Annotated in this window: 21 protein-coding genes and 1 tRNA gene; 2 read left to right on the plus strand and 20 right to left on the minus strand. The window is 61.0% G+C overall.

Annotated features, from left to right (window positions below; genetic code table 11):
- The first annotated feature begins 661 nt into the window (after nucleotides 1–661).
- Nucleotides 662–1,267: a hypothetical protein gene (locus JYG32_RS12540; protein WP_213263724.1), complete on the plus strand. Its 606-nt coding sequence runs from the start codon at nucleotides 662–664 to the stop codon at nucleotides 1,265–1,267.
- A 551-nt stretch (nucleotides 1,268–1,818) separates the two neighbouring features.
- Here the strand turns inward: JYG32_RS12540 and JYG32_RS12545 are convergent.
- From JYG32_RS12545 to JYG32_RS12615, 15 genes are all read right to left on the minus strand, one after another.
- Nucleotides 1,819–3,870: an ATP-binding protein gene (locus JYG32_RS12545; protein WP_213263725.1), complete on the minus strand. Its 2,052-nt coding sequence runs from the start codon at nucleotides 3,868–3,870 to the stop codon at nucleotides 1,819–1,821.
- A gap of 197 nt (nucleotides 3,871–4,067) precedes the next feature.
- A complete protein-coding gene (locus tag JYG32_RS12550) occupies nucleotides 4,068–5,312 on the minus strand; it encodes an inovirus-type Gp2 protein (protein ID WP_213263726.1) in 1,245 nt (414 codons plus the stop codon).
- A 1,006-nt stretch (nucleotides 5,313–6,318) separates the two neighbouring features.
- A complete protein-coding gene (locus JYG32_RS12555; RefSeq protein WP_213263727.1) occupies nucleotides 6,319–7,440 on the minus strand; it encodes an inovirus-type Gp2 protein in 1,122 nt (373 codons plus the stop codon).
- Between the two features lie 125 nt (nucleotides 7,441–7,565).
- Complete coding sequence (locus JYG32_RS12560; RefSeq protein ID WP_213263728.1) at nucleotides 7,566–8,627, minus strand: hypothetical protein; 1,062 nt, start codon at nucleotides 8,625–8,627, stop codon at nucleotides 7,566–7,568.
- 157 nt (nucleotides 8,628–8,784) lie between these two features.
- The gene (locus tag JYG32_RS12565) at nucleotides 8,785–10,560 is read right to left on the minus strand and encodes a DUF3987 domain-containing protein (RefSeq protein ID WP_213263729.1); all 1,776 of its coding nucleotides are present in this window, start codon (nucleotides 10,558–10,560) and stop codon (nucleotides 8,785–8,787) included.
- Nucleotides 10,561–10,571: 11 nt separating this feature from the next.
- Nucleotides 10,572–11,018, minus strand: coding sequence for a helix-turn-helix transcriptional regulator (locus JYG32_RS38895; protein ID WP_226219287.1), 447 nt, complete (start codon nucleotides 11,016–11,018; stop codon nucleotides 10,572–10,574).
- A gap of 14 nt (nucleotides 11,019–11,032) precedes the next feature.
- The gene (locus tag JYG32_RS12575; protein WP_213263730.1) at nucleotides 11,033–12,076 is read right to left on the minus strand and encodes a hypothetical protein; all 1,044 of its coding nucleotides are present in this window, start codon (nucleotides 12,074–12,076) and stop codon (nucleotides 11,033–11,035) included.
- A 95-nt stretch (nucleotides 12,077–12,171) separates the two neighbouring features.
- Nucleotides 12,172–13,383 (minus strand): tyrosine-type recombinase/integrase, encoded by a 1,212-nt coding sequence (locus JYG32_RS12580; protein ID WP_213263731.1) that lies wholly within the window; start codon nucleotides 13,381–13,383, stop codon nucleotides 12,172–12,174.
- Nucleotides 13,384–13,574: 191 nt separating this feature from the next.
- A tRNA-Thr gene (locus tag JYG32_RS12585) sits at nucleotides 13,575–13,650 on the minus strand.
- Nucleotides 13,651–13,669: 19 nt separating this feature from the next.
- Nucleotides 13,670–14,191 (minus strand): ClpXP protease specificity-enhancing factor, encoded by a 522-nt coding sequence (locus JYG32_RS12590; protein WP_174379374.1) that lies wholly within the window; start codon nucleotides 14,189–14,191, stop codon nucleotides 13,670–13,672.
- 71 nt (nucleotides 14,192–14,262) lie between these two features.
- A complete protein-coding gene (locus JYG32_RS12595; RefSeq protein WP_006400565.1) occupies nucleotides 14,263–14,874 on the minus strand; it encodes a glutathione S-transferase N-terminal domain-containing protein in 612 nt (203 codons plus the stop codon).
- A 94-nt stretch (nucleotides 14,875–14,968) separates the two neighbouring features.
- Nucleotides 14,969–15,727, minus strand: a complete 759-nt coding sequence (locus JYG32_RS12600; protein ID WP_174379373.1) for a cytochrome c1 — start codon at nucleotides 15,725–15,727, stop codon at nucleotides 14,969–14,971.
- Nucleotides 15,728–15,748: 21 nt separating this feature from the next.
- Nucleotides 15,749–17,131, minus strand: a complete 1,383-nt coding sequence (locus JYG32_RS12605) for a cytochrome b (protein ID WP_213263732.1) — start codon at nucleotides 17,129–17,131, stop codon at nucleotides 15,749–15,751.
- The gene (gene petA, locus JYG32_RS12610) at nucleotides 17,131–17,751 is read right to left on the minus strand and encodes a ubiquinol-cytochrome c reductase iron-sulfur subunit (RefSeq protein ID WP_213263733.1); all 621 of its coding nucleotides are present in this window, start codon (nucleotides 17,749–17,751) and stop codon (nucleotides 17,131–17,133) included. Before petA ends, JYG32_RS12605 begins: the two co-directional genes overlap by 1 nt.
- 218 nt (nucleotides 17,752–17,969) lie before the next feature.
- Nucleotides 17,970–18,716 carry a Nif3-like dinuclear metal center hexameric protein gene (locus JYG32_RS12615; RefSeq protein WP_174379371.1) on the minus strand — a complete coding sequence of 249 codons (747 nt, stop codon included), beginning with the start codon at nucleotides 18,714–18,716 and terminating at the stop codon, nucleotides 17,970–17,972.
- Between the two features lie 21 nt (nucleotides 18,717–18,737).
- Between JYG32_RS12615 and JYG32_RS12620 the strand changes: the two genes are divergently transcribed.
- The gene (locus JYG32_RS12620) at nucleotides 18,738–19,943 is read left to right on the plus strand and encodes a Do family serine endopeptidase (RefSeq protein WP_174379370.1); all 1,206 of its coding nucleotides are present in this window, start codon (nucleotides 18,738–18,740) and stop codon (nucleotides 19,941–19,943) included.
- Nucleotides 19,944–20,148: 205 nt separating this feature from the next.
- On the opposite strand, the gene tatC is transcribed toward JYG32_RS12620, so the two are convergent.
- The 5 genes from tatC to JYG32_RS12645 all read right to left on the minus strand — a co-directional run bounded on the left by tatC (nucleotide 20,149) and on the right by JYG32_RS12645 (nucleotide 22,649).
- On the minus strand, nucleotides 20,149–20,937 hold the full coding sequence (gene tatC / locus JYG32_RS12625) for a twin-arginine translocase subunit TatC (protein ID WP_213263734.1): 789 nt from the start codon (nucleotides 20,935–20,937) through the stop codon (nucleotides 20,149–20,151).
- Nucleotides 20,938–20,978: 41 nt separating this feature from the next.
- Nucleotides 20,979–21,509, minus strand: a complete 531-nt coding sequence (gene tatB / locus JYG32_RS12630; RefSeq protein WP_213263735.1) for a Sec-independent protein translocase protein TatB — start codon at nucleotides 21,507–21,509, stop codon at nucleotides 20,979–20,981.
- A gap of 26 nt (nucleotides 21,510–21,535) precedes the next feature.
- Nucleotides 21,536–21,766 (minus strand): Sec-independent protein translocase subunit TatA, encoded by a 231-nt coding sequence (gene tatA / locus JYG32_RS12635; RefSeq protein ID WP_124828656.1) that lies wholly within the window; start codon nucleotides 21,764–21,766, stop codon nucleotides 21,536–21,538.
- A 93-nt stretch (nucleotides 21,767–21,859) separates the two neighbouring features.
- Nucleotides 21,860–22,225 carry a histidine triad nucleotide-binding protein gene (locus tag JYG32_RS12640; RefSeq protein WP_213263736.1) on the minus strand — a complete coding sequence of 122 codons (366 nt, stop codon included), beginning with the start codon at nucleotides 22,223–22,225 and terminating at the stop codon, nucleotides 21,860–21,862.
- A 31-nt stretch (nucleotides 22,226–22,256) separates the two neighbouring features.
- Nucleotides 22,257–22,649 carry a DUF4870 family protein gene (locus JYG32_RS12645; protein WP_072443897.1) on the minus strand — a complete coding sequence of 131 codons (393 nt, stop codon included), beginning with the start codon at nucleotides 22,647–22,649 and terminating at the stop codon, nucleotides 22,257–22,259.
- Between the last annotated feature and the right edge of the window lie 19 nt (nucleotides 22,650–22,668).

The raw sequence follows: 22,668 nt of genomic DNA on the forward strand, positions 1-22,668 counted from the left end.
CGTCATATCTAGAAATCGGTGCGTCGGCTGTGGGCTAGAATATCTGCAAATCTCTTATACAACAATGGCTTACGATTACCACTAGTCGTTCACGGGACGGCGAGCTTAGTTCACGGAAGCGGCCACCCTGCGCGCCCGTGAACTGAAGTCACTCTCGGGCGGCGAATGCGACCTTCTTTGCTAGTGCTCGCGAGCTTCATTGGAAGGACAGCCGCCAGTCTAAGACTGGTCGCCCGTTCCATCGCACCGAACGACCGTTGACCGCCACGCCCGCCCCGGCGTGCCGGGCCACGCTCCGGCTCCAGCCCGGCGTCCGAGAGGCGAAGATCGTTAAGGGTTGTTCGATGCCAGCGTACATTCGTCCCACAGCCACGGCAGAAATCGACCCGAAGCGGTCCAACGATGCCGCACATCGGCATCGGCGGGTGTCGAACCAGGAGCGGCCCACGCATTTCAAGGCAACTCCATTTGACACCCTCAACGCAACTGCTCGATTTCGCTGGCAGGGAGACTGAAGCCCTCATCGAGCCATCCAGTGACCCCACCGGTCGACCAGTCGCGCAGTATCCGTCTGCCCGAATCTAGTGTCGCGTAACTCGCCCTCCCCAACCGGCAGAGGCGTTATAAACTTTCGGCCAATCTAATACGGGGAGTATCGGGGATGGCATTACCAACGCAGTGGTTTGCAAACAGAGGCCAGATGATCCAGACGGCGTCGGCCGCCATGCCGCTACTGGGAGCGCTCGGCACGGGTTACGCGAAATCGCCAGTGTGGTTGACGGCAGGGCTCGTCGGTGTGGCAGTAGGCGCGGGTGTGGCACTTCTGGCGACGCGGCGGGCAACGGCGGCGGCCGCCGCGCAATCGCTCCCGACACCGTTGAGTGCACTGACGCTGATGAGTCACGATTTCGTGGCAGACGATCGTGAGCAGATCCATTACAAGCGCAAACTCTATCTGCAGTTTCAGAACATGGGGACGCAGGGCCTCGTCATTGGTCCAGAGACAACGTGGAAGCACGGGGACATGCACGTCAAGACGACCCGGGAGCATGTCTGGCAGCTTGAGGGTCCCAATGGGTTCCGTAACGAAGACTGGTCTGCCGAGGCGGTCGCGGTGATTGTCCCACCTGGCAAGCGCGTTCGCACGTGGGTAGGTCTCCCGCTTCGGGCCACCAAGCGCGAAGTCGACGCATACGTAAGCGAGCATCGCGCCGGGGCGCTTGTCACGCAGGTTGCCTGGGAGAACCGTGCTGATCTAGCAATCTGAACGACAAGCATTGTGTGTGCAAGTTCGGCCGATCGCGGCGTTTCGCGTTTTCGCATACGAAAGTCAGTTGCGCTATACGGGTCCAGCGGCGCTGGCCGATCGATCACGATTCATTTAACGAGGGACCACAACAACGATGAAGCTGGTTCCCCGGGTTGTCCTGCTAACCGTAGTCGTCGCGGCGAACCGGGCGTTGCTGCTGCGCACGAGGGGGGCGGCGCTTCAGGTGACGTAGGGCTCAATAAATCTGTCACCGACCGCTACACGGCCCGGCGCGGCAAAGCGAAATTGCGGTAACTGCATTCCAAAAGACAGCTTGTGTGGCTAATTTCCGTTAGTGATGCAGTTCGATTTCCGGGCAAGTCGCCGAATGCACCTCGAGGAGGATGACCGATCACACGCAAAGCGACAGGCGCAACCCTTGCCGGTCGTTCGAATAAGCCTAGAATCTGCGTCGGTCCAGTCGATTCGTGGTGCATGCAGGTCGCCGCGTCGTCCAGAACTGCCAGCCTCAACCGCTCTCGGCGCCCTGCCGATACACGTCGCTAACGTCAGCTCGTCGGCAACCCAAGTTTGTCGAAAAACGCACGGTTGCGCTCTCGCGCCGCATTGAGAAGGCGGTCAAAGGAAATGACCTCGATGTAGGCCTTGAAGTTGTCGTTATAGCCGAAGTAGCCCTGCCTGTCGCTCGTAACCCGAAGCCCCAGGAGCTTGCAACGACGCTCAACCGACGGCGTGAGATCGCAGATCGCGTAGCAAAACCCTGGAATCTCATCAGACCCGGGGATGGGCCGACCGCTTGCAGTCATGGCGCCCCCCGTTCGAATGCGGTCAAGATAGCCTAGGGCCTGCTCGACCGGGTCCTTTTCATCACCGGCAGCAGCATCGTTGCGCATGGGTCGCTTGATCTCGACGATGACAATAGAGGCTAAGGGCAACCTGTTGCCGTCGGACACAAGGATCGGCTGATCGAACACATTCAGCAGGCAGAGATCTGGCTCCTTGCCCGATGCAGAGCCGGTTATCGGCATTGAAGACAGCGGTTTGTCGGATGCGAGAAAATCATGAAACGCCAACCTCTCATCAATCAGCCAGAGGTTGCAACTATCCAGCTGCACCTCGTTTGATGTCTTTCTCATCGGCATGATGAGCTCGTGAATCAGTTCCTCCTTCGAGTATTTGCCGTCCGCCCCGCGCTCAATCGCCTTTTCAAGAATGTCCAGGATCACCTTCCTGTGGAACACGTAATTCGCAAGATCGGATTTTTTGATGTCGTCGGCCTTTTCGAGATACGCGGTGAGCCTCTCGAAGTAGTCGGCGACCGACTCCTCCTTGCTGAAGTTCATCATTGCGTGACCCTCCGCGAGCAGACTGCCCTCAATCTCGGACAGTTGCCGGTGCAGCAGAAGATCCAGGTCCTTATCTGAAATCTCGGGGTCGACGGTAAGCTTGTCCGCGGCAATGCGACCGAGAATGGGCCGGTAACGCGGAGCTCTAAGCGAAACAAATTTTTCAACGCGCTCTCGCCCCGCCTTCCGGCTCTCATGCAAGTATTCGCACAGAAAGTCCTGGGATGAAGCGAGCACCGCGCTGCGAATGTCGGCAAGGCTGAGTTCGGTGTCCGAGAACAGATCGTCGCTAATCTCTTCTATGTCGAATCCAAAGCGTTCGGGACGAACGTTCTGGTCAAGAAATGGCGCGGTCACATAGCACGCGTAGACGAAATCGCCGTCGTCATCCTTGACCCGTCCATGGAGACCCGGAATCTTCCCGACAATGCTTTCATCTTCAACGACACGCCCAGCGGCGCACCACGCAATGAAGGGCTGTTTGGGGGAGGTGGCCTTGAGCTTCAGATGTGTAAGCTCAAGCGGTTGCCCCTTCACGGTGACAGTCTGCCGCCTTGCAGAGGAGTACATGCACTCTTCGTAAACATCGTCGAGGTCAATGGTCTCCTGGTCATCCTTCACCTTTATCTTTGGAGCGCCGCCGTCGCGAACGAAGTACCAAAGACAATGCTCGAAAAGTGCGTTTGCTATCGTCCGGCAGTTCTTCGCCGAGCGTTCGCGATACATCTGCCTGAATCCATCCAGGTGCACCGACGTTCTATACTGTTCTCGCTTCGGGCTGTCCGACAGCGTCAGCTTGTCGACTCCCTGCGCCGCGGTGAAAGTGAAAGCCCGACGTTTGAACGCACCATCGGCGTCCCGGAAGTCGCTCGAAACGTGTACCGTCTCAAATGCCTTTAACCACAGGAGACGTCCAACACCCCGGCAACCGTCACTGGCCTTGTAGTCGGAATCCAGCGTTTCGAACGATTCCAGATTCCGGTCGTCAAATCCCACCCCATTGTCAATCACCCGAAATCCGGTGATGTATTCGAGTGGCGGCGCTCCGCGTTTTCCCTTACCGCTCTCCAGGTTCAACGAGGCCTGAGGCAGGCGCACAATTTCGACAGTGATCTCACCGAGCGAGGGCTCTTTGCCTAGTGCGGCTATCCCCTGAATGGAATTGACCACGGCCTCGAACAGTGGCAACAGGCCATGGCTGCGAGGCAAAGGCGTGTTACGCAACCTACCCCTGAGATAGGTATTCATGCTCATAGGCGGAATCGTTCCAGTATTGTGAATGGCATTTTGACGCAACTGCTATCCATTCTAGCAAGCACCGCCGTCTACATCGCGCATCATGCGCTACCAGAAGCGACCTCGTTTCGGTGCGATACGCTGAGAGGCACCATGCTCACAGACCGTTCCCATCAGGCGGGTCAAGCCACGCCGTCGTGTTCCGGTCCCTGCATCTAAGGCCGTAGCGACAGCGGCCGCTCTGGTTTGGTGCGCTTGCGCCCACTCCGCGTAGAGGCGATCTTCGGCGGCTGACTCTTCCAGAACGCGTGATGACCGTCAGGCTTCGTCATCCGGACGTAGAAGTCGACCTTCGTCAGATACGCAGCCACGACCGTCTCCAAGACTGCCCGCTTCTCCGAGTCGTAGTACTTGACTGAGCCGATGCCCGACTCCTTGTACGTCGCCGCGTTGCAGTTATACGCGCCGCCCTTGCCTTCCGTGATGTGCTTCTTCCAGTATTCGCCGATGAGCTTCGAGATCGTCGACGCCTCACGCACCACATCGCCGTTCAGCAAAACCATAACGTGATAGTGGTAGGTCTTGTCCAGACCGTACTCGAGCTTCAGCGCGTAGCCCCGGTAGGCTCCTTTCGGCAGCCGACGCTTGAGAAAGCGGATAAGCGCAACGCGATGACGCCGGACGTCCGCGTACGAGACAGCCTGCTCGCCCGATAGCGCGGGATCGCAATAGTACCGGGCATAACCCAGATCGATCCGAAGCACCAGCAAGTGATGGCAGGCAGCAAAGTTAGCCCGAATCAGCGAGACGAGCGAATCGTAGTTCTCTTTCGCCGGCTTCTCGAAGGACCAGATCGCCTGCTTGAACGACGAGTTGCGCCCCACCCTCCGGATCATCTCGACAGCATTACCCAGACGATCGAAAAAGTCTTCCGGCTCCCCATCCACCAGCAGCGTCTGCCGGCGCGCATAGTCGCTCAGCACTCGGTCCGACCGTGGGTCGACGTACACCGCGTCTCGATCAACAACGTCACGCATGGCTGCCTGACGGAACAATCGGAAGTACGGGTTGAAGTCCTCGATCGGGTACAGGTCGGTGATGCGGTCAACGTCCATTCGGAGACAGCTAAGAAACGCTTCCCCCAGCTTCGTCGCCTTGACCATCACCTGCGGCAGATATTCCGCGATCCCCAGCACATATCGCCTCGGGACCAGCTCGAACAGCACGTCGTTGGATTCGATGATCTCCTTCACACAGTCCGTAATACGAGCTGCGTCACCGGCGACGCTGTCGCTCGTATCAAGCACTGGCACTATGTTGTTGTCCTGCAGCTCGAATCGGATCGTCCTGCATTGCAACGCCCGCGAGGCTTCTCCTCTCGCTAGTTCTTCCAGCTTCGCATCGAAGCCGTCATTGATCGTTTGAGTCACGGTTCTGATCCAATCGAAATCAAGGTTCATGATCGAGCTATCTACTGCGTCGATCCGTTCAACGAGCGTGCTTCCGTGAGCACGCCTTCCCTATCATTCGGAACAGAGGTAAGAAGTTACCGAGACTGAACGGACGGACATTCGATCACGAGAATCGATGCCCTTGCTGCATCGATCTCTATCGAGCAATCGATAGCATGACCATCACCGGACAGACTACATGACCAATCCGAATGTGTACCTTCTTCCTCTGTAATCTCGTAGATGATTATCTAGAAATACATAACTACAAGAATACAAATCAAATACATAGCAAATACATAACAACGTCTGATCCGGAATTCCGGGTGTCAGTCGTGCACAGCATTCACGCGATAGCCGAATGCCTCGCTCCCCAGAGAGCGGTGATTCTTTCTCCCAGATGGCAGGTCAAGTTAGCGGAACGGACGCTCTCGGCCGCCGAGTTTCCGACAGTCCACTAACGCGCGTGTGAGCACGTCATCACGTCGGCGAACACATCACCGACGCGAAGGCCGTTCGCGCCAGTTTGCCAAGCGCCAGAACGCAACCGAACGCCCTCGCCCCCTGAACATGCTGCCGTTGATAGTCCGACTCGGTAGATCTTGACAATCTCTCGGGCCGGTAGATACATGGAAGCTCGGCGCCGGGCCGCAACGCCCGATGAGCCCGTGTGTGCGGGCTAGTCAGAGCACGACAAACGCGAAAAAAAAGCCCCTACGAAATGTGCGATCTCCTTACCGGACAGGGGGTTCGTGAAACACCAGATCTTGGCGAAATTGCCAGCACTGCCCACAAAAAGCGAGCCGATTTGTGGAGCCCGAAGGACCCGCGCCTGCACGTGTCGTTCGTGAAGCGGGCACATGGAGAAGGTAGTCTGGGGAATTTTTACGCGAGGTACATATGGACTGGGCGCGGCGATCGAACGTCCAAACGCAGCCCACAAATGGAAAGCGGGACACGACGCCTGAGCATCATGTCCCGCCTGGTGTGGCCAGCCTGGTGACCGAGATTGAAGCTACGAGGTCAAATCGGAAGTGGCTTGCAGATCGTCGACCAGATCCGCTTTGGTCATCCCAGCGCATTTACCGCCGAGGATCAACGAATCCGACGTTCGCGTCCCCCGGTTGCGTTTGATGCACAAATATTGATCCTTATATGCGAAGTAACGGATGACCGATTCAACGAAGGCATCTAACTTTTTTCGGTTCTCTTTCAAGTCGATCATGCCCGTACCAAGCTTGAAGAATCTGGCCTCATTAAGCAAATTCGTAAGGCCTGCATTCCTGGGCACAATCGATTTCCAGAGATCGTCAACGAGTTCCTCGCATTCCCACGTCCCGTACACGCTCTCGCCATCGAACATGAAAACCCAGCGGAAATAATGTCCTCTGGTCTCGCTCCAATCGAGCTTCCAGATCGCGCCGATCAGATTTTTCCTGATCGCCGCTCTCCCTCGCAGGCGATTCATGAACGTGGCGTGGTGATCCCTCGCCAGGTCGGCGGTCACCTTGTCTGCCCAGTCGGCGTGATAGAAGACATCCATGCACACGACGAAGATCCGGGAGCGTTTCGCGAAGCAGCGTTTCACAACCGCCATCATGCTGTTGAAAGCCCGCGTCGACCGGAAGGTGTTCGCGATGTCCAGCTTGTCGAGCCTGCGCGCTTCGGCCTCGGCCCGCATCATCTCGATCAGCTCGTTGTACGACTCCCATAGGAACTGCTTGCCGTCCGGCGTGCGGCTGGCGGGATGCGCGGCGAAATACTGCGCGCCGTACTGGCCGACTGGGTGTCGCGCGCACACATCGAAGAAAAGCTGAACCTTCGGGCGAACGCGATAGCGATCAAGTATCTCTCCACGATCACCGCCGATGACCTTGCCCATCTGGAAGTTTTCGTCGTTGAAGAAGCGCCCCACGCCGTTTTCGATCAGTTCGACGATGCGGCCATAGCTGTCCAACTTGCTCGTGAAGCCCGACTCGTTGAGCAGCAGGACTTCCGTCACGGCCGTTTCGATCTCGCCCAACCGATGAGCGACGCGGCTCGCCTTATGCAACCGCTCGCTCCCGGCGCTCCCAGCAACGTCGTACTGGTCATGAACGACACGTGTCAGAAAATGGCGTGCAGCGGCCAAAGCCATGGACGCTCTCCGTGGAAGACGGAACCGAACGTTCCCGTGCGTCACATACTTCGCATCTGGTGCGACGCCCGGGAACTGTTGCGCCGGAATAGCCGTCTCGAATCTATTGCCCATGTCCGCCCCCGTCACTTGTTGTCGACGCCAGGCCGGACCGCGTAACGACGCCCGATGAGGAACGCAACGGACTTGCCAACTTCCCACGCGCGCGCGGCCATCTTCAGAGCTGTGGCCAGATCTTCGTTGAGAGGCATCTCACACCCTGTTTTTGCCCTCGTGCCTGCGCCGGCGCGCGCTCCCGAAGGCAGCGGATCTGCTGCAACGGCGGGAGCGGCGGTAACAGAATGGTCACTGCGTGCATCAGGGGCGCTGGGAGCCACGCGCCTTTCGCCCGCGAACACCAGTGCCCAGAACAGCCCGGGCAGCAATTCGAGCATCACCGCCGGCAGATGTGCCCGAAACAGGCCAATGCTCGCCGCGCTCCAACCGAACAGCGCCGCAGCCTGTAACCCGACCGGATCGGCACGACGCACCTCGCGCAGCGCCCGCGCGTCGTCAGCCTGCCTTGCCGCGCGATCTTCTCGCGCTTCGCGGCGCTTGGCTTCATCGGCCTCGACCTCGAGCGCTGTCAGCTGAGCCTCTAGTGCGTGCTGGCGAGCATCGCGCCACCGGCATACACCGGGCGAACAGCGTGCGACCTTCGCGCTTTCGAGTTTTGCGGTCACGGCGGCTTCGTCCTGTGCAATGACCGTGAGACTGCGTCCCGGCGAGGCGTCCACGCGCTCCGTCGCGCCCGGCACGTTGACTGCCATCGCGCGAGCATCACCAGCGTCTTGCTGCGCAAGCGCGAAAAAAGTCGCCTGCCCGAGTAGCGCATACGAGAGACATCCGATCCACGCTCCCAGAATTGCGGCGCGGCGCATGCCATCGAAACGGACGCCAAGCGCGGGCAGCACGTGCGAACTCGAAACGATCAGGACGCCCGTCGCCGCCATCACGAGTCGATCACGCACGCCGCGACCGCTTTCCCAGCCGGCGCAGGCGGCAATGAAGACGCCCAGGAACGTCGAGCCGACGGCGAACGCCAACATGAGGTACCACTGCATGGGCGACGGGTTGGTGGCAACGGTGCCCCTGGCAGAGATGAAGGCCGGCATGCGAGCCGGCGAATTGAAGAACTGGAATTTCATTTGTCGATCCTTTCGTGCGCAAACCGCACGATTACGGAATATTCACGGCGCACCCTGCCTCGCGCATACCAAAGATCGGCATGCGCAGCAGGTTCGCGGGTAAAGAGAAGAACCGGGGCATATTGCCCACGGGCTACCCCGTGGGCGCTTGGCTGATTCAGGAGGGACGGTTCATCGAGCTGAAGCGGTGCTGGTCGAGATCGAGCACAGTGTCAAGGCCCTCCTGACGAACCGTGACCCAGCCCCACGCCACCAGCACCTTCAGGGCGCCGTTGACGCGTGCTCGGCTCAGCCCGAAATTCTTCGCCTTGGAATGCAGCGTGCTGAGCTTGATTTCGAAGGGCTTGGCCTCGCCCTTCTCCATCTGCTGGTCAACGTAGCCGCACAGCGCGTGGAACAATGCTTTGGCATCAATCTCTTCAGCGGGCACCTCGCGCGCCATCGCCACGGTGTGCCCCATCTGGTCGATCAGGAATCGGCCGACCGTGATCGCGTCCTGCATGGTGCCGACCGACAGCGACCACACCTCACCGCGCCACAGGTGCAACAGGCCAGCAATCACGTAGAACGTCTGACGCACCCGCATCATGAGGAACGCATCCATGACCAGAAGCTGATTCCGGGCGAAGCGCTGGTTGCACCATTCGCTGCACGCGGCCTCCATGATCGCCACGGCATCCGGCGACACCGTGATCGGCGGCGGCACGAAATCGCCGGACAACAGTTCGCGCACCGATGCCGCGCCCATCGCCCGAACCTGGGCGTCGAACGCCGCCAGGCAGTCCGGGTCGGACGGCTTCTGCCGCACACCGCGATCATGCTGCGGCAGATCGCCCAAGATCAGGAAATTGCCCAGCGCCGCCGCACCGTCAGCGCCCGCTGCGGCCACGTCGCGTACAAACACTCCGGGGGTCGTCGCGGCGAAGATGCCGAGCTGCACCCGGCCGGGCGCATGCGGGGACAGCAACCGGCCGCTGCCTGCCGCGGTCATCGCTTCCCCATGCCTGATCAGCGCCTTGATCACCGACGCACCGGAGTAAAGTGCGCTGGCGACCGGCCACTGCGTCGTGATCGCCTTATGCACGGTGGACACGGCGACGTTCAGGAAAACGAGCTTCGGCTTGGCAGGTTGCACTGCGCGAGCGTCCTCTTCCAGCAGTACCTGGCTTTCAGCGCTCAGGTGCGCCACTTCGTCGTCGGCTCCCTGAAGCAGCACGATCTGGCTTTCGACTGCCGCGACCTTGAGCGACCAGACACGGTAATCGGCCTCGAAGCTCGACGGCGGCGTCGCCACCAGCGCGTTCAGCGCTTTGCACAAGGCCTTTGCCGTGTCGGGATCATCTTCCAGCTCGGCCTGCACGACTGAGATTTGCAGCGACTCCTTGCGCTGGTTCCACGCGATCAATTCGGTCTGGTGATCCGGGTAGTCGTCCGCTTTCGGCTCGCGGGCTTCGAGTTCGCGGCGTTGCGCGAGCAGCGCGTGCAGACGAACCATCTTGCGCGCCGCGACCTTGATCGCGGCGTCGATCTGCCTGCGCTGTTCGAGACGCAACTGACCTGCCGCCTTGAACATCGCCTGCTTTTCGATTGCGGCGGGAGCGGTTTCGATCTCGATCGCTGTCAGATCCGCAGCCAGCGCCTGCATGGTGATCGGCCCGGTGGCGGCCGGCCCGATCAGCACGCAGTTCAGCGTGAGCGGAATGCGGTTACCGCCCTCGTCTTCGACATGGCGGGCGCCCTGGTTCGCGACGCTGAGCTTGAAGAACATCTGCGCAATGGCCTGAGCCACGGTCAGCTGGTACTTGTTGCACTGCGCGAGCACAACGTCGCTCAGCTCCGGACCGAGAACGTTGAGCCCCGTCGTGTCGCTCAACGAGGCCTGAGCCAACACGGCGGGCTGCGCGGACATGCCGGGGTTAGGGAAATGCAGCATGACCGGCCCCCTTACTTGCACGCGCGCGACGCGATCCAGGCATCGACGGTCACCGAATCGAAGCCCGTCGTACGCTCGGTCAGCTTGATTTTCTTGGGGAAGCTCGGGTCGGTTGCGATGAGCATATACACGGTCGAGCGCGAGAGGCCGATGCGCTCGACCAGTTCCTTCACACGGATGATCCGACGGACCGTGTCCGGCGAGCGAGTCGAATCGACCGTTTCGGCACACGTACTGCGATACGCCGAAAGCGGCTGCGGCAAACTGCCGATCTGGGTCTTGAACTGCATGAAAAATCTCCGTCGAGAGGTGGCGAACGACGCATTGGTCGTCGCCCACCGAATTACGGCTTGCGCCGCGGGGACGGAGATTTCACGGCCGGAACACCTGTTCCGGTCAAAGGTCTGTTGAAGAGCATTGTCCAGCAACGTCTGCCGGAGTCCGAAGCGGAACAGCAACGTCCGAAGCGGAACTACTTCTTCTTGGCCGGAACAGGAAATGGACTCGCAGGCTGCCCCCTTTCCTTGTGGTATTGACGAATTTTCCTGCGAACGAGACCGTCGCTTACTCCGAAGTGTTCAGCCGTACGCTTGGTGCGAGCCTTGCCCACAAGTTGCTCGCGGTATTCATATACATCCGTAGGATCAAGGCCCTCCTCCCTCGCCTTATCCTTGGAGGATCGGCTATCTTGCGACGGCACCTTTTCAGGAATGGCGCTCGGCACATCTGATCGAGGGCTAGCAAGAACTGCTGTCTGCGTTGAAGCACCTTCGTCGGGTCGGCTCCGAATCGGCACCATGTCGTGCCACTGCTTTAGATAGTCGAGCACCATCTGACGCGGGATGAACGTCCCCGCAACCAGCAGCTTTGCCCGACTATGGTCGGAGTTGAACGCCGCGAAACGCTGCTCGATGAAATCGTCGCGCAGTTCCTGCTGGCATTTCAGCGACAAATCTTCAAGCCGCCCCCGCTCCGCGTCAGGATCGAATACAGAGAGTAATTCCGGCTCCCAGCCGGCTCGATCTGGATGAGCACGATAGGCATTCAAAAATGCCTCACGAGCTTCGAGGGTCACGGGAGCCTGCAATTGCGGCAGATCAGGCAACAGCCGGACAAGAAGTGCCCGGTCTTCGTCCGTCAGCTTGTAGGGTAACGACATCGCCCCTTGGTCAACCCCAGCCTCCGCGAACAAATCAACGGCATTGGACAGCTCATCGATAATCAGTAACCCCGATGGTCTACCAGATTGAATTAGGCGAGGATCAACGCCCGATTGGCCCACTGGCGTATACCTCTGCCGGAACTTAACCGAGACGGACTCTGCCTCGCTATCGACCGTGATCGATCCTGTCTGCCCAACCACCGCCTTCGGCGTTAATTGGATTTTCATGACTTTGCCGACAATGCAAGCAATCCCGGTCAGCCCTTGTTTCGTCAATCTCGCCAACGTGATCGCACGTGCCAAGCGGGTGCATTCGATGAGCTCGCCATCAGGCAAGTCCACTTGCAAAGGCATATTGTCCTCATTTTGATCAAGCCACGTTGAGCGCGGCACCAGTACATTACTCTTCGTTCATCTATTCGCAGAAATTCGGCGGTAAGCCACCGGCACTATGCAGCACCCGTCTGGACGATTTCTGCCCCTACCTTGAGTTTGTCCAGATAGTCAGCCCACTTCTGCATCATCGCCCTCCGCTCCTTGATGAACTTCGTGCGGTTATATGCCTTGCCGAGCGTGTCGGGCACGGCATGAGCAAGCTGATGCTCGATGACTTCGGGCTTTTGTTCCAGTTCCTCGTGAAGAATCGTCCGCGCCATCGCCCGAAAGCCGTGGCCGGTGATTTCGGTCCGCGTGTCGTAGCCCAAACGGCGCAGAGCCGCATTGACTGCGGCATCGCTCATCGGGCGCTGAGCCGAACGCGCCCCCGGAAAGACGTAACGGCCGTTTCCGGTCAGCGCATGAAGGTCCCGCAGAATCTGAACGGCTTGTGTTGCGAGCGGAACCAGATGCTCGGTCTTCGTCTTCGTGACAAGGTATCGCCATTCGCCCTTATCAAGATCGAACTGAGCCCATTCGGCCTTGCGCAGTTCGCCGGGTCGAGTGAACAACATGGGCGCAAGCTTGAGCGCGCATAGAACAGGAAACGTGCCGGAAAACCCGTCGAATGCCCGAAGCATGGCGCCGACCTTAGCGGGCTCGGTAATCGAAGCGAAGTGCGTGGTCTGCGCCGGTGGAATGGCATTGACCAAATCACGAGCCGGGTCAAACTTACAGTAGCCTTCCTTGATTCCATAGCGGAATGCGCGACTGATCTCGCCACGGACCTTGTGAGCCGTGAAACGAGCACCACGGCTGTCGATCCGCTTAAGGACAGTCAGAACTTCAGGGGCATCGATTTCCGCTACCGGCCGCTTGCCGATCCAAGGGAAAACATCCTTCTCGAAGCGGGCCTTGGTCTTCGCCATCGACCCAGCCGTAACGTACGGCTTGAGTTCATCCATCCAGCCAAGCGCAACTGCCTCGAAGGAATTGGTCGCTGCCAGACGTACCGCCCGCTTATCGGCTTTCTTGGCTTCGCCTGGATCAATGTCTGCCGCAAGCTTCTTCCGCGCGTCGTCGCGCTTCTCGCGCGCAGCGGCCAACGAAACATCCGGATAGACGCCCAGCGCGAGCCGCTTTTCCTTGCCGGCGAAGCGATATTTGAGCCGCCAGTATTTCCCGCCCGAGGGCGCGACCTCCAAGTACATGCCGCCCCCATCAGCAAGGCGGTACGGCTTTTCACGGGGCGTCGCTTTACGGACTGCGATGTCGGTCAATGGCATGGGGCACCTTACAACCCGAGGGGGCATTTTTCTCGGGGGCACTTATCAAACGCCAAGATTCCCCCGGAGGTGCCCCCACATGCCCCCGGATTCAGACGGGCATCGCTGGACAACGCTGGAATAAAAAAACCCGTGAAGCCTTATGCTATCACGGGTTTCTGGATTTCCGAGGATTCCCTCGGATGGGTATTTGGTGCCGGCTGCAGGACTCGAACCCGCCACCTGATGATTACAAATCAACTGCTCTACCAGATGAGCTAAGCCGGCGTAAGCGCGAGATTCTACCTCATTTCACGATCTTGAGGCGAGGTCTGCTGCCGCCTTTCGAGCCGTCGCCGTCGGTTTTCGGCGGTTCGTCGGCGCCTTCGGACGGTTCCTCGTTCGCGCCGCTGCCGGCGACCGGCGCCAGCGTGGCCGGAGACTCGTCGCGCTGCACATCATCCGCCTGCGCAGCTTCATCGTCGAACGCGCCCGAATCCTCGCCTTCGCCCGCGACCGCATCGACCTGGAACGCCATCCCCTGCCCGTTCTCGCGCGCATAGATCGCAAGCACGTTGGCAACCGGAATCTCGATCTTGTGCGCCTTGCCGGAGAACCGGGCAGTGAACTCGATCCACTCGTTGCCCATCTGCAACTGGCTCGTCGCCTCGAAGCTGATGTTGAGCACGATCTCGCCGTCACGCACGAACTGACGCGGCACGCGCGTCGAGTTGTCGACCCTCACCGCGATATGCGGCGTGTAACCGTTATCGGTGCACCACTCGTACAACGCGCGCAGCAGATAAGGCTTCGTTGAAATCTCTTGCATCACAATCCTCGAACCCGGAGCGGGCGCGCGGCACGCCGCGCCGCCCTCTCCGTCTTGCCTTCATTGCATCATCAACGACGCATGACCTTTTCGGACGGCGTCAGTGCTTCGATATAGGCCGGACGGCTGAAGATCCGTTCGGCGTACTTCATCAGCGGCGCAGCATTCTTCGACAGCTCGATGCCGTAGTGATCCAGACGCCACAGCAGCGGCGCGATCGCGACGTCGAGCATCGAGAACTCCTCGCCGAGCATGTACTTGTTCTTCACGAAGATCGGCGCGAGCTGCGTCAGGCGATCGCGGATCGCGAGGCGTGCCTTCTCGTGATTCTTCTCCGCTGCCTTGCCCTTCTCGTTCTCGAGCGTGCTGACGTGAACGAACAGTTCCTTCTCGAAGTTGAGCAGGAACAGGCGCGCACGTGCGCGCTGCACGGGGTCGGCCGGCATCAGTTGCGGATGCGGGAAGCGCTCGTCGATGTACTCGTTGATGATGTTCGATTCGTACAGGATCAGGTCGCGCTCGACCAGGATCGGCACCTGACCGTACGGGTTCATCACCGAAATGTCTTCCGGCTTGTTGAACAGGTCGACGTCACGGATTTCGAAGTCCATGCCCTTCTCGAACAGCACCAGCCGGCAACGCTGGGAGAACGGGCAAGTTGTGCCGGAATACAGAACCATCATATTTGCGTTTCCTCAAAAAAGCCGAGGGCCGGCACGCGGCGAAACCCCTTTCACGGGTTCCGCCTTGCGCCGGCCCCACGCCGGTCAGGCGTGTTTACTTGATATCTTTCCAGTACGCGGCATTGAGCCGCCAGGCCAGGAAAGTCAGGACACCGAGAAAGATCAGCACCCACACGCCGAGGCGCTTGCGGGTATGCTGGGCCGGCTCGGACATCCATGTCATATAGGCCACCAAGTCGGCAACCGCAGCATCATAGTCCGGTGACGACAACGTCCCCGGCGTGACCTGCTGGAAGCCGACGAGCGTGTGGGCCTTCTCGCCCGTCTCCTCGTCCGTCTTGTCTTCGAATTTGGCGATGCGCTGCCCCTGCAGCTGCCACAACACATGGGGCATGCCGACGTTCTCGAACACCGCGTTGTTCCAGCCGGACGGCCGCGTATCGTCGCGGTAGAAACTCCGCAGATACGTATACAGCCAGTCGCGGCCGCGCGCGCGCTCCTCGACCGACAGGTCGGGCGGCGAGGTGCCGAGCCAGTTCTTCGCGTCCTCGGGCCGCATCGCGACGGACATCGTGCTCCCGACCTTGTCGGTCGTGAACAGGAGATTCGTTTCGATCTCCTTCTGGGATATGCCCAGATCCGTCAGACGGTTGTAGCGCATCAGGTCCGCGCTGTGGCAGTTCAGGCAATAGTTTACAAACAATTGCGCGCCGTGCTGAAGCGAAACCAGATTTTCCGTGTTATCGGGCGCCCGGTCGAGCGGAAAATTACCTTCCGCCCGCACGGCCGGCGCCACCAGCAGCGCACACGCGGTCGCCCCGATCAGCGCGAGTGTCGAAAGCAGTTTCTTCATGTCGTTCTCTCCTCGCTCACGTTAATGGGGCTTGAAGCGCACCCGCTCCGGCGGCTGCTTGAACGTGCCAAGCTGCGTCCAGACGGGCATGCCGAGGAAGAACGCGAAGTAGATCAGCGCACAGGCCTGCGCGATCAGCGTCGCAACCGGCGATGGCGGCCGCGTGCCGAGGAACGCGAGGGTCAGGAACGCCGCTACGAAGATCCCGAGGAACACCTTGTGGAACAGCGGCCGGTAGCGGATCGACTTCACCGGGCTACGGTCGAGCCACGGCAGGAAGAACAGCGTGATCACCGCCGAGCCCATCACGACGACCCCCCAGAACTTCGACTCCGTCAGGTACATGAACACGACGATCGCCGCGGCCAGCACCGGCAGCCCGGCTTTCCACTTGCCGCGAGCGCGGATCAGCGCGAGCACGCCGAGCAGTGCGATCACGATCATCAGCACGATCTTGAACGGGTCGGTGGTCGCACGCAGCATCGCGTAGAACGCGGTGAAGTACCAGACTGGCGCAATCTCGGGCGGCGTCTGCAACGGGTTCGCCGGAACGAAGTTGTTCGCCTCGAGGAAGTAGCCGCCCATCTCCGGCGAGAAGAACACGATCAGCGCGAACACCATCAGGAACACGCACACGCCGAAGAAATCGTGCACCGAGTAGTACGGATGGAACGGGATGCCGTCGAGCGGAATGCCGTTCTCGTCCTTCTTCGCCTTGATCTCGATACCGTCCGGGTTATTTGACCCCACTTCGTGCAGCGCGACGAGGTGCGCGATCACGAGGCCGATCAGCACGAGCGGAATCGCGATCACGTGGAACGCGAAGAAGCGGTTCAGCGTGACGTCGGACACGACGTAGTCGCCGCGAATCCACAGCGACAGGTCCGGACCGACGAACGGGATCGCCGAGAACAGGTTCACGATCACCTGCGCGCCCCAGAACGACATCTGGCCCCACGGCAGCAGGTAGCCGAAGAACGCCTCGGCCATCAGGCACAGGAAGATCGCGCAGCCGAAGATCCACACGAGCTCGCGCGGCTTGCGGTACGACCCGTACAGCAGCCCGCGGAACATGTGCAGGTAGACGACCACGAAGAACATCGATGCACCGGTCGAGTGCAGGTAGCGGATCAGCCAGCCCCACGGCACCTCGCGCATGATGTACTCGACCGACGCGAACGCGAGCGTCGAGTCGGGCTTGTAGTTCATCGTCAGGAAGATGCCCGTGACGATCTGGTTGACGAGCACGAGCAGCGCGAGGGAGCCGAAGAAGTACCAGAAGTTGAAGTTCTTCGGCGCGTAGTACTCGGAAACGTGCTTCTTCCACGTGGACGTGAGCGGGAAGCGCTGGTCGATCCAGCCGGAGACACCTGTCGTGGAGACTTCTTTGTTGTCGGCAGCCATCACGCTTCTCCTTTCTCGTCCTTGCCGATCACGAGGGTCGTCGCCGACGTGAACATGTAGGGCGGGATGTCGAGATTCTGAGGCGCCGGCTTGTTCTTGAACACACGGCCGGCGAGGTCGTAGGTCGAACCGTGGCACGGGCACAGGAAACCGCCCGGCCAGTCGTCCGGCAGGTTCGGCTGCGGACCCGGCGTGAAGCGTTGGCTAGGCGTGCAGCCGAGGTGCGTACACACGGCCATCACGACGAGAATGTTCTTGCGATCGGTCCGCGAGCGATATTCGTTGGCGCAATACGCGGGCAACGGCATCGAATACGGGGACGTCGTGGTCGGATCGGCCACTTCCTTGTCGGCCTTGACCACGTCGGCCAGCATCGAATCCGTGCGATTCAGGATCCAGACGGGTTTGCCGCGCCACGGCACGGTGACCATCTCGCCGGGCTTCAGGCTGCTGATGTCGACTTCGACAGGTGCACCGGCCGCTTTCGCTTTCGCGGACGGCGCAAGCGACGCCGCGAAAGGTATGACGGTGGCTACGCCTCCCACGCCACCTGCTACGGATGTCGCAATCAGCCAGGTACGGCGGCCGCTGTCGACGCGTTTCTCTTCCTTGTCTCGCATCACACGCCCCACTTCTGAGTTGGATTTTCCGTCACGACTTTCCATTCCGCCGCTAGTTTGCTCGAATGGAGTCGCCATTTACAAGGCCCGGAGATGAAAATCCCTTCGAAGTGATTGATAGTTAAGGGTTATCCCCCACTATCGGAGCGATTAAATCATTGTTCTTTTAAGCGTTCGCTACATTTCGGAATTTCGATGCGCTGCCGCAAATCCGGCGTTCAGACCGGATTATGAATATCGATAAAAAGGTGTTCGAGATCGAATTCTTCGGACAAGTGGGCGCCAAGCGCCTGGATTCCGTAACGTTCGGTCGCATGGTGCCCTGCCGCAACGAACGCGACACCGCTCTCGGCGGCCGTGTGCGTCACGTATTCGGACACCTCGCCCGTCAGGTACACGTCCGCGCCGGCGTCGATCGCCGCGTCGAAATAGCTCTGCGCGGCGCCCGTGCACCACGCGATGCGGCGCAACTGCATGTCCGGATCGCCGAGTACGAGCGGCGTGCGGCCGAGCGTGCGCTCGACCTTCGCGACGAAGTGCTCGAGCGTGACGGGCATCGGCAGCGTCGCCATCCAGCCGAGGTCGCCGTCGCCGAAACGCTGCTCGCCGATCAGCCCGAGCTTCTCGCCGAGCTGCGCGTTGTTGCCGAATTCGGGATGCGCATCGAGCGGCAGGTGAAACGCGAACAGGTTCAGGTCGTTCGCGAGCAGCAGCTTCAGTCGCTGGTACTTGCGGCCCGTGATCTGCGGCGCCTCGTTGCGCCAGAAATAGCCATGATGAACGAGCACGGCATCTGCCCCCCATTCGAGCGCGGCTTCGAGGAACGCGAGCGACGCCGTCACGCCGGTGGCGATCTTCTCGATCTTGCGGCGCCCCTCGACCTGGAGGCCGTTCGGGCAATAGTCCTTGAAGCGAGCGGTTTCAAGGGTATTGTTCAAGTACAATTCAAGTTCGATCCGATCCATATAAACCTCTAATCTATTCAGATGCTTAGACGCTTCTGGCTGTTCTTCGCGCAGGCGGTTACCGTGCTGCTCGCGCTGATGTTCATTGTCGTGACGCTCAAGCCGCAATGGCTGCAACGGCAAGGACAGCTCGGCAAGCAGCTCGCCACGCCGATCGTTGCGCTGCGGGAAGTCGCGCCGGGCATCGGCGGCGCACCGGCGACCACGTCGTACGCCGAAGCCGCGCAGAAGGCGATGCCGGCCGTCGTCAACGTATTCTCCAGCAAGGACGGCTCGCTGCCGCCCGACCCGCGCGCGAAAGATCCGCTGTTCCGCTACTTCTTCGGCGACCGCAACGCCCGCAAGCGGCAGGACGAACCGGCAGCCAACCTTGGCTCGGGCGTTATCGTGAGCCCTGAAGGTTACATTCTAACGAACCAGCACGTCGTGGACGGCGCCGACCAGATCGAGGTCGCGCTCGCCGACGGGCGCACGGCCACCGCGAAGGTGATCGGCAGCGATCCCGAGACCGATCTCGCCGTGCTGAAGATCAACATGACGAACCTGCCGACGATCACGCTCGGCCGCTCCGACCAGTCGCGGGTCGGCGACGTCGTGCTCGCGATCGGCAACCCGTTCGGCGTCGGCCAGACGGTCACGATGGGGATCATCAGCGCGCTCGGCCGCAACCACCTCGGCATCAACACGTTCGAGAACTTCATCCAGACCGATGCGCCGATCAACCCCGGCAACTCGGGCGGCGCGCTGGTCGACGTGAACGGCAACCTGCTCGGCATCAACACGGCGATCTACTCGCGCTCGGGCGGCTCGCTCGGCATCGGCTTCGCGATTCCGGTATCGACCGCGCGCACCGTGCTCGAAAGCATCATCACGACGGGCTCGGTCACGCGCGGCTGGATCGGCGTCGAGCCGCAGGACGTCACGCCGGAGATCGCCGAATCGTTCGGGCTCCAGCAGAAATCGGGCGCGATCGTCGCGGGCGTGCTGCAGGGCGGCCCCGCCGACAAGGCCGGCATCAAGCCGGGCGACATCCTGGTCACGGTCAACGGCGAGGACATCACCGACACGACGAAGCTGCTGAACGTCGTCGCGCAGATCAAGCCGGGCACGCCGACCAAGGTGCACGTCGTACGCAAGAGCAAGGAGTTCGACGTGAGCGTCGTGATCGGCAAGCGCCCGCCGCCGCCGAAGCAGACGCTCGACGAACAGGACAGCGATACCGAATGACGCTCGGCGGTCGGCGCGCCACTACGCGCCGGCCGCGAACGGCAATGCAAAAGGGCAGCCAGCGGCTGCCCTTTTGCATTGCATCGAAGATCCTGTTGCCGAGGACGCGGCCTCAACGCCCGCTTTCCGGCTCCCGACGCCATCCGGCCACATCAGGCATGGACGGAGAAGAAGACGACCCACAGCGCCGCCCGCCGCACCCTCGTCAACTCGCGGCTTCGCCGTTCTCCGCCTCGCCCTCTTCGGCCGGCTTCTTCGGTACGAAGAACCGCGCGGCCAGGATCCCGGCCTCGTACAGCACGATCAGCGGCAACGCGAGCATCAGTTGCGAGAACACGTCCGGCGGCGTGACGACCGCGGCGACGACGAACGCGCCGACAATCACGTACGGCCGGATCTCCTTCAGCTTCTTCACCGTCAGCACGCCCATCCGGACGAGCAGCACGACGACGATCGGCACCTCGAACGTGACCCCGAACGCGATGAACATCCCGAGCACGAAGCTCAGGTAGTTGTCGATGTCGGTCGTCATCTCGGCGCCGAGCGGCGCGTTGTAGTGCGCCATCACGCGGAAGATCGTCGGGAACACGAGGAAGTATGCGAACGCCATCCCGCACAGGAACAGGACGTAGCTGCTGCCGACAAGCGGCACGACGAGCTTCTTCTCGTGCTGGTACAGCCCCGGCGCGACGAACGCCCAGATCTGGTACAGCACGATCGGCAGCGCGATCACGAGCGCGACGAGCATCGTGACCTTCATCGGCACGAAGAACGAGCCCGTGACGTCGGTGACGATCATCTTGCCGTCCTTCGGCAGGTTCTGCATCAGCGGCCGCGCGAGCAGCTTGAAGATGTCGGGCGCCCAGTAGACGAGCCCGAGGAACACGACGATCACGGCCAGCCCCGCGCGAATGATGCGATCGCGAAGCTCGACGAGATGGGAAATGAAGGTTTCTTCCGGGGCGTCGCCCGGGTTCTGCTGGGGGTCGCTCACACCGGCCCTCGGTAGGATTGACGAGCGAGCATGCGCTCGACTCAGAAGAAGCGCGTCGGCCGGCGCAGGCTGGCCGGCTGGTGGCGCGCGACACGCGCGGCACCCGACTGCACGTGCGTGCGGCGGGTCGTCGCGCGCTTGTACCAGACAGGCGTCGCCGCCTGCTTGACACGCCAGTTGCGGCGCTTCTGCGCGAGCGCGGCGGTACTGCCGCGCCACGACGGCGCCGCGGGCGTGTCGGAGCCGTAAGACCCGGCGTCGCCGGAAGCGCCGTCAACACCGACGACCGCGGAATGCCACGTGTCGTTCAGTTCCTTCTCGTGCTCGCGCAGGTTGTCGTGAATCGTCGTCTCGACATTACGCGCGGCCGATTCGAAATCGGTCTTCATCGTCCGCAGCGCGTCGAGTTCGATTTCGCGCGAGACCTCGGCCTTCACGTCGTTGATGTACCGCTGCGCGCGGCCGAACAGTGCGCCTGCCGTACGCGCGACGCGCGGCAGGCGCTCGGGGCCGAGCACCACGAGCGCGACGACGCCGATCAGCGCCATCTTCGAAAGACCGAGATCCAGCATCGCGAGTGCCTGTCAGCGTGCCGGCGTTACGCCTTGTTCGAATCGGAACGCGTCGTTTCCTTCGCGTCGACGTCGACCGAGCCCGAGCGCGGCAGTTGCTGCGCGTCCGCCGGCGTTTCGCCTTCCTTCATGCCGTCCTTGAAACCCTTCACGGCGCTGCCGAGATCGTTGCCGATGTTGCGCAGCTTCTTCGTACCGAAAACCAGCGCGACGATCAGCAGCACGATCAGCCAGTGCCAAATGCTCAATCCACCCATGATGAAACCTCTCCTCAACCACGCCGCTGCGCGGCGCAAATCGCCGGCGACGCGCCGGCTTCGACTATCGATGCGGGGAAACGCCCCGCGCCGTCAACCCATCCGGTGCCAGGGGCGCGGGCCGGCCAGGATATGCGCGTGCAGGTGGTAGACCTCCTGCCCGCCGCCGGGGCCCGTGTTGATCACCGTGCGAAAACCGCTTTCGCCGCCCGTGTACGCGACGCCGAGTTGATCGGCGAGACGCGCGACGAGCAGCATCAGCCGGCCGAGCATCGGCGCATCGCCGTCGCTCACCGCCGACAGCGTCGGCAAGTGCCGGCGCGGAATCACGAGCACGTGCGTCTCGGCCGCCGGGCGGATGTCGCGGAACGCGACGAATTCGTCGTCCTCGTGCACCTTCGTGCTCGGGATCTCGCCCGCCGCGATCTTGCAGAACAGGCAATTCGGATCGTGACTCATGTTGCTCCTGCAAACGCCCGCGCGCGGCCGGTCAGAACCACGCCTGCGGATCGAGCGTCTTGTTGTCGTTCAGGTACAGCCAACCCTTGATGATACGGTACAGCGTCCAGATCCATGTGACAAACATCACTGCAAATCCGACCACGACGAACATCAGCGCGAACCCGATCACGTAGGCGATCAGCGCGCGCCAGAACGTTCGGATCTGCCACTCGAAGTGATCGGCGTACGGCGTACCGGCCACGTCGCCGCGCTTCACGTAGTTGATGATGATCGCGATGATGCCCGTGACGCCGCCCGTCAGCCAATGAAACGCGTAAAGGCCATAAAGCACGTGAGTCAGCGTGCGCAACCCGTTCAGGCGTTCGGCGTCCGCGGCCCCCGGCACCGACGGCGGCGGAAACTGGCTTGGCGTATCGGTCATGATGCTACCCCCGTTAGAT

The organism is Burkholderia pyrrocinia, from assembly GCF_018417535.1.
GTDB classification, from domain to species: Bacteria; Pseudomonadota; Gammaproteobacteria; order Burkholderiales; family Burkholderiaceae; genus Burkholderia; species Burkholderia pyrrocinia_E.

What these genes read in the sequence shown, in the direction of transcription:
- JYG32_RS12540 (WP_213263724.1), top strand. Translation starts at nt 662, where the DNA reads ATGGCATTACCAACGCAGTGGTTTGCAAACAGAGGCCAGATGATCCAG.
- JYG32_RS12545 (WP_213263725.1), bottom strand. Translation starts at nt 3,870, where the DNA reads ATGAGCATGAATACCTATCTCAGGGGTAGGTTGCGTAACACGCCTTTG.
- JYG32_RS12550 (WP_213263726.1), bottom strand. Translation starts at nt 5,312, where the DNA reads ATGAACCTTGATTTCGATTGGATCAGAACCGTGACTCAAACGATCAAT.
- JYG32_RS12555 (WP_213263727.1), bottom strand. Translation starts at nt 7,440, where the DNA reads ATGGCTTTGGCCGCTGCACGCCATTTTCTGACACGTGTCGTTCATGAC.
- JYG32_RS12560 (WP_213263728.1), bottom strand. Translation starts at nt 8,627, where the DNA reads ATGAAATTCCAGTTCTTCAATTCGCCGGCTCGCATGCCGGCCTTCATC.
- JYG32_RS12565 (WP_213263729.1), bottom strand. Translation starts at nt 10,560, where the DNA reads ATGCTGCATTTCCCTAACCCCGGCATGTCCGCGCAGCCCGCCGTGTTG.
- JYG32_RS12575 (WP_213263730.1), bottom strand. Translation starts at nt 12,076, where the DNA reads ATGCCTTTGCAAGTGGACTTGCCTGATGGCGAGCTCATCGAATGCACC.
- JYG32_RS12580 (WP_213263731.1), bottom strand. Translation starts at nt 13,383, where the DNA reads ATGCCATTGACCGACATCGCAGTCCGTAAAGCGACGCCCCGTGAAAAG.
- JYG32_RS12590 (WP_174379374.1), bottom strand. Translation starts at nt 14,191, where the DNA reads ATGCAAGAGATTTCAACGAAGCCTTATCTGCTGCGCGCGTTGTACGAG.
- JYG32_RS12595 (WP_006400565.1), bottom strand. Translation starts at nt 14,874, where the DNA reads ATGATGGTTCTGTATTCCGGCACAACTTGCCCGTTCTCCCAGCGTTGC.
- JYG32_RS12600 (WP_174379373.1), bottom strand. Translation starts at nt 15,727, where the DNA reads ATGAAGAAACTGCTTTCGACACTCGCGCTGATCGGGGCGACCGCGTGT.
- JYG32_RS12605 (WP_213263732.1), bottom strand. Translation starts at nt 17,131, where the DNA reads ATGGCTGCCGACAACAAAGAAGTCTCCACGACAGGTGTCTCCGGCTGG.
- petA (WP_213263733.1), bottom strand. Translation starts at nt 17,751, where the DNA reads ATGCGAGACAAGGAAGAGAAACGCGTCGACAGCGGCCGCCGTACCTGG.
- JYG32_RS12615 (WP_174379371.1), bottom strand. Translation starts at nt 18,716, where the DNA reads ATGGATCGGATCGAACTTGAATTGTACTTGAACAATACCCTTGAAACC.
- JYG32_RS12620 (WP_174379370.1), top strand. Translation starts at nt 18,738, where the DNA reads ATGCTTAGACGCTTCTGGCTGTTCTTCGCGCAGGCGGTTACCGTGCTG.
- tatB (WP_213263735.1), bottom strand. Translation starts at nt 21,509, where the DNA reads ATGCTGGATCTCGGTCTTTCGAAGATGGCGCTGATCGGCGTCGTCGCG.
- tatA (WP_124828656.1), bottom strand. Translation starts at nt 21,766, where the DNA reads ATGGGTGGATTGAGCATTTGGCACTGGCTGATCGTGCTGCTGATCGTC.
- JYG32_RS12640 (WP_213263736.1), bottom strand. Translation starts at nt 22,225, where the DNA reads ATGAGTCACGATCCGAATTGCCTGTTCTGCAAGATCGCGGCGGGCGAG.
- JYG32_RS12645 (WP_072443897.1), bottom strand. Translation starts at nt 22,649, where the DNA reads ATGACCGATACGCCAAGCCAGTTTCCGCCGCCGTCGGTGCCGGGGGCC.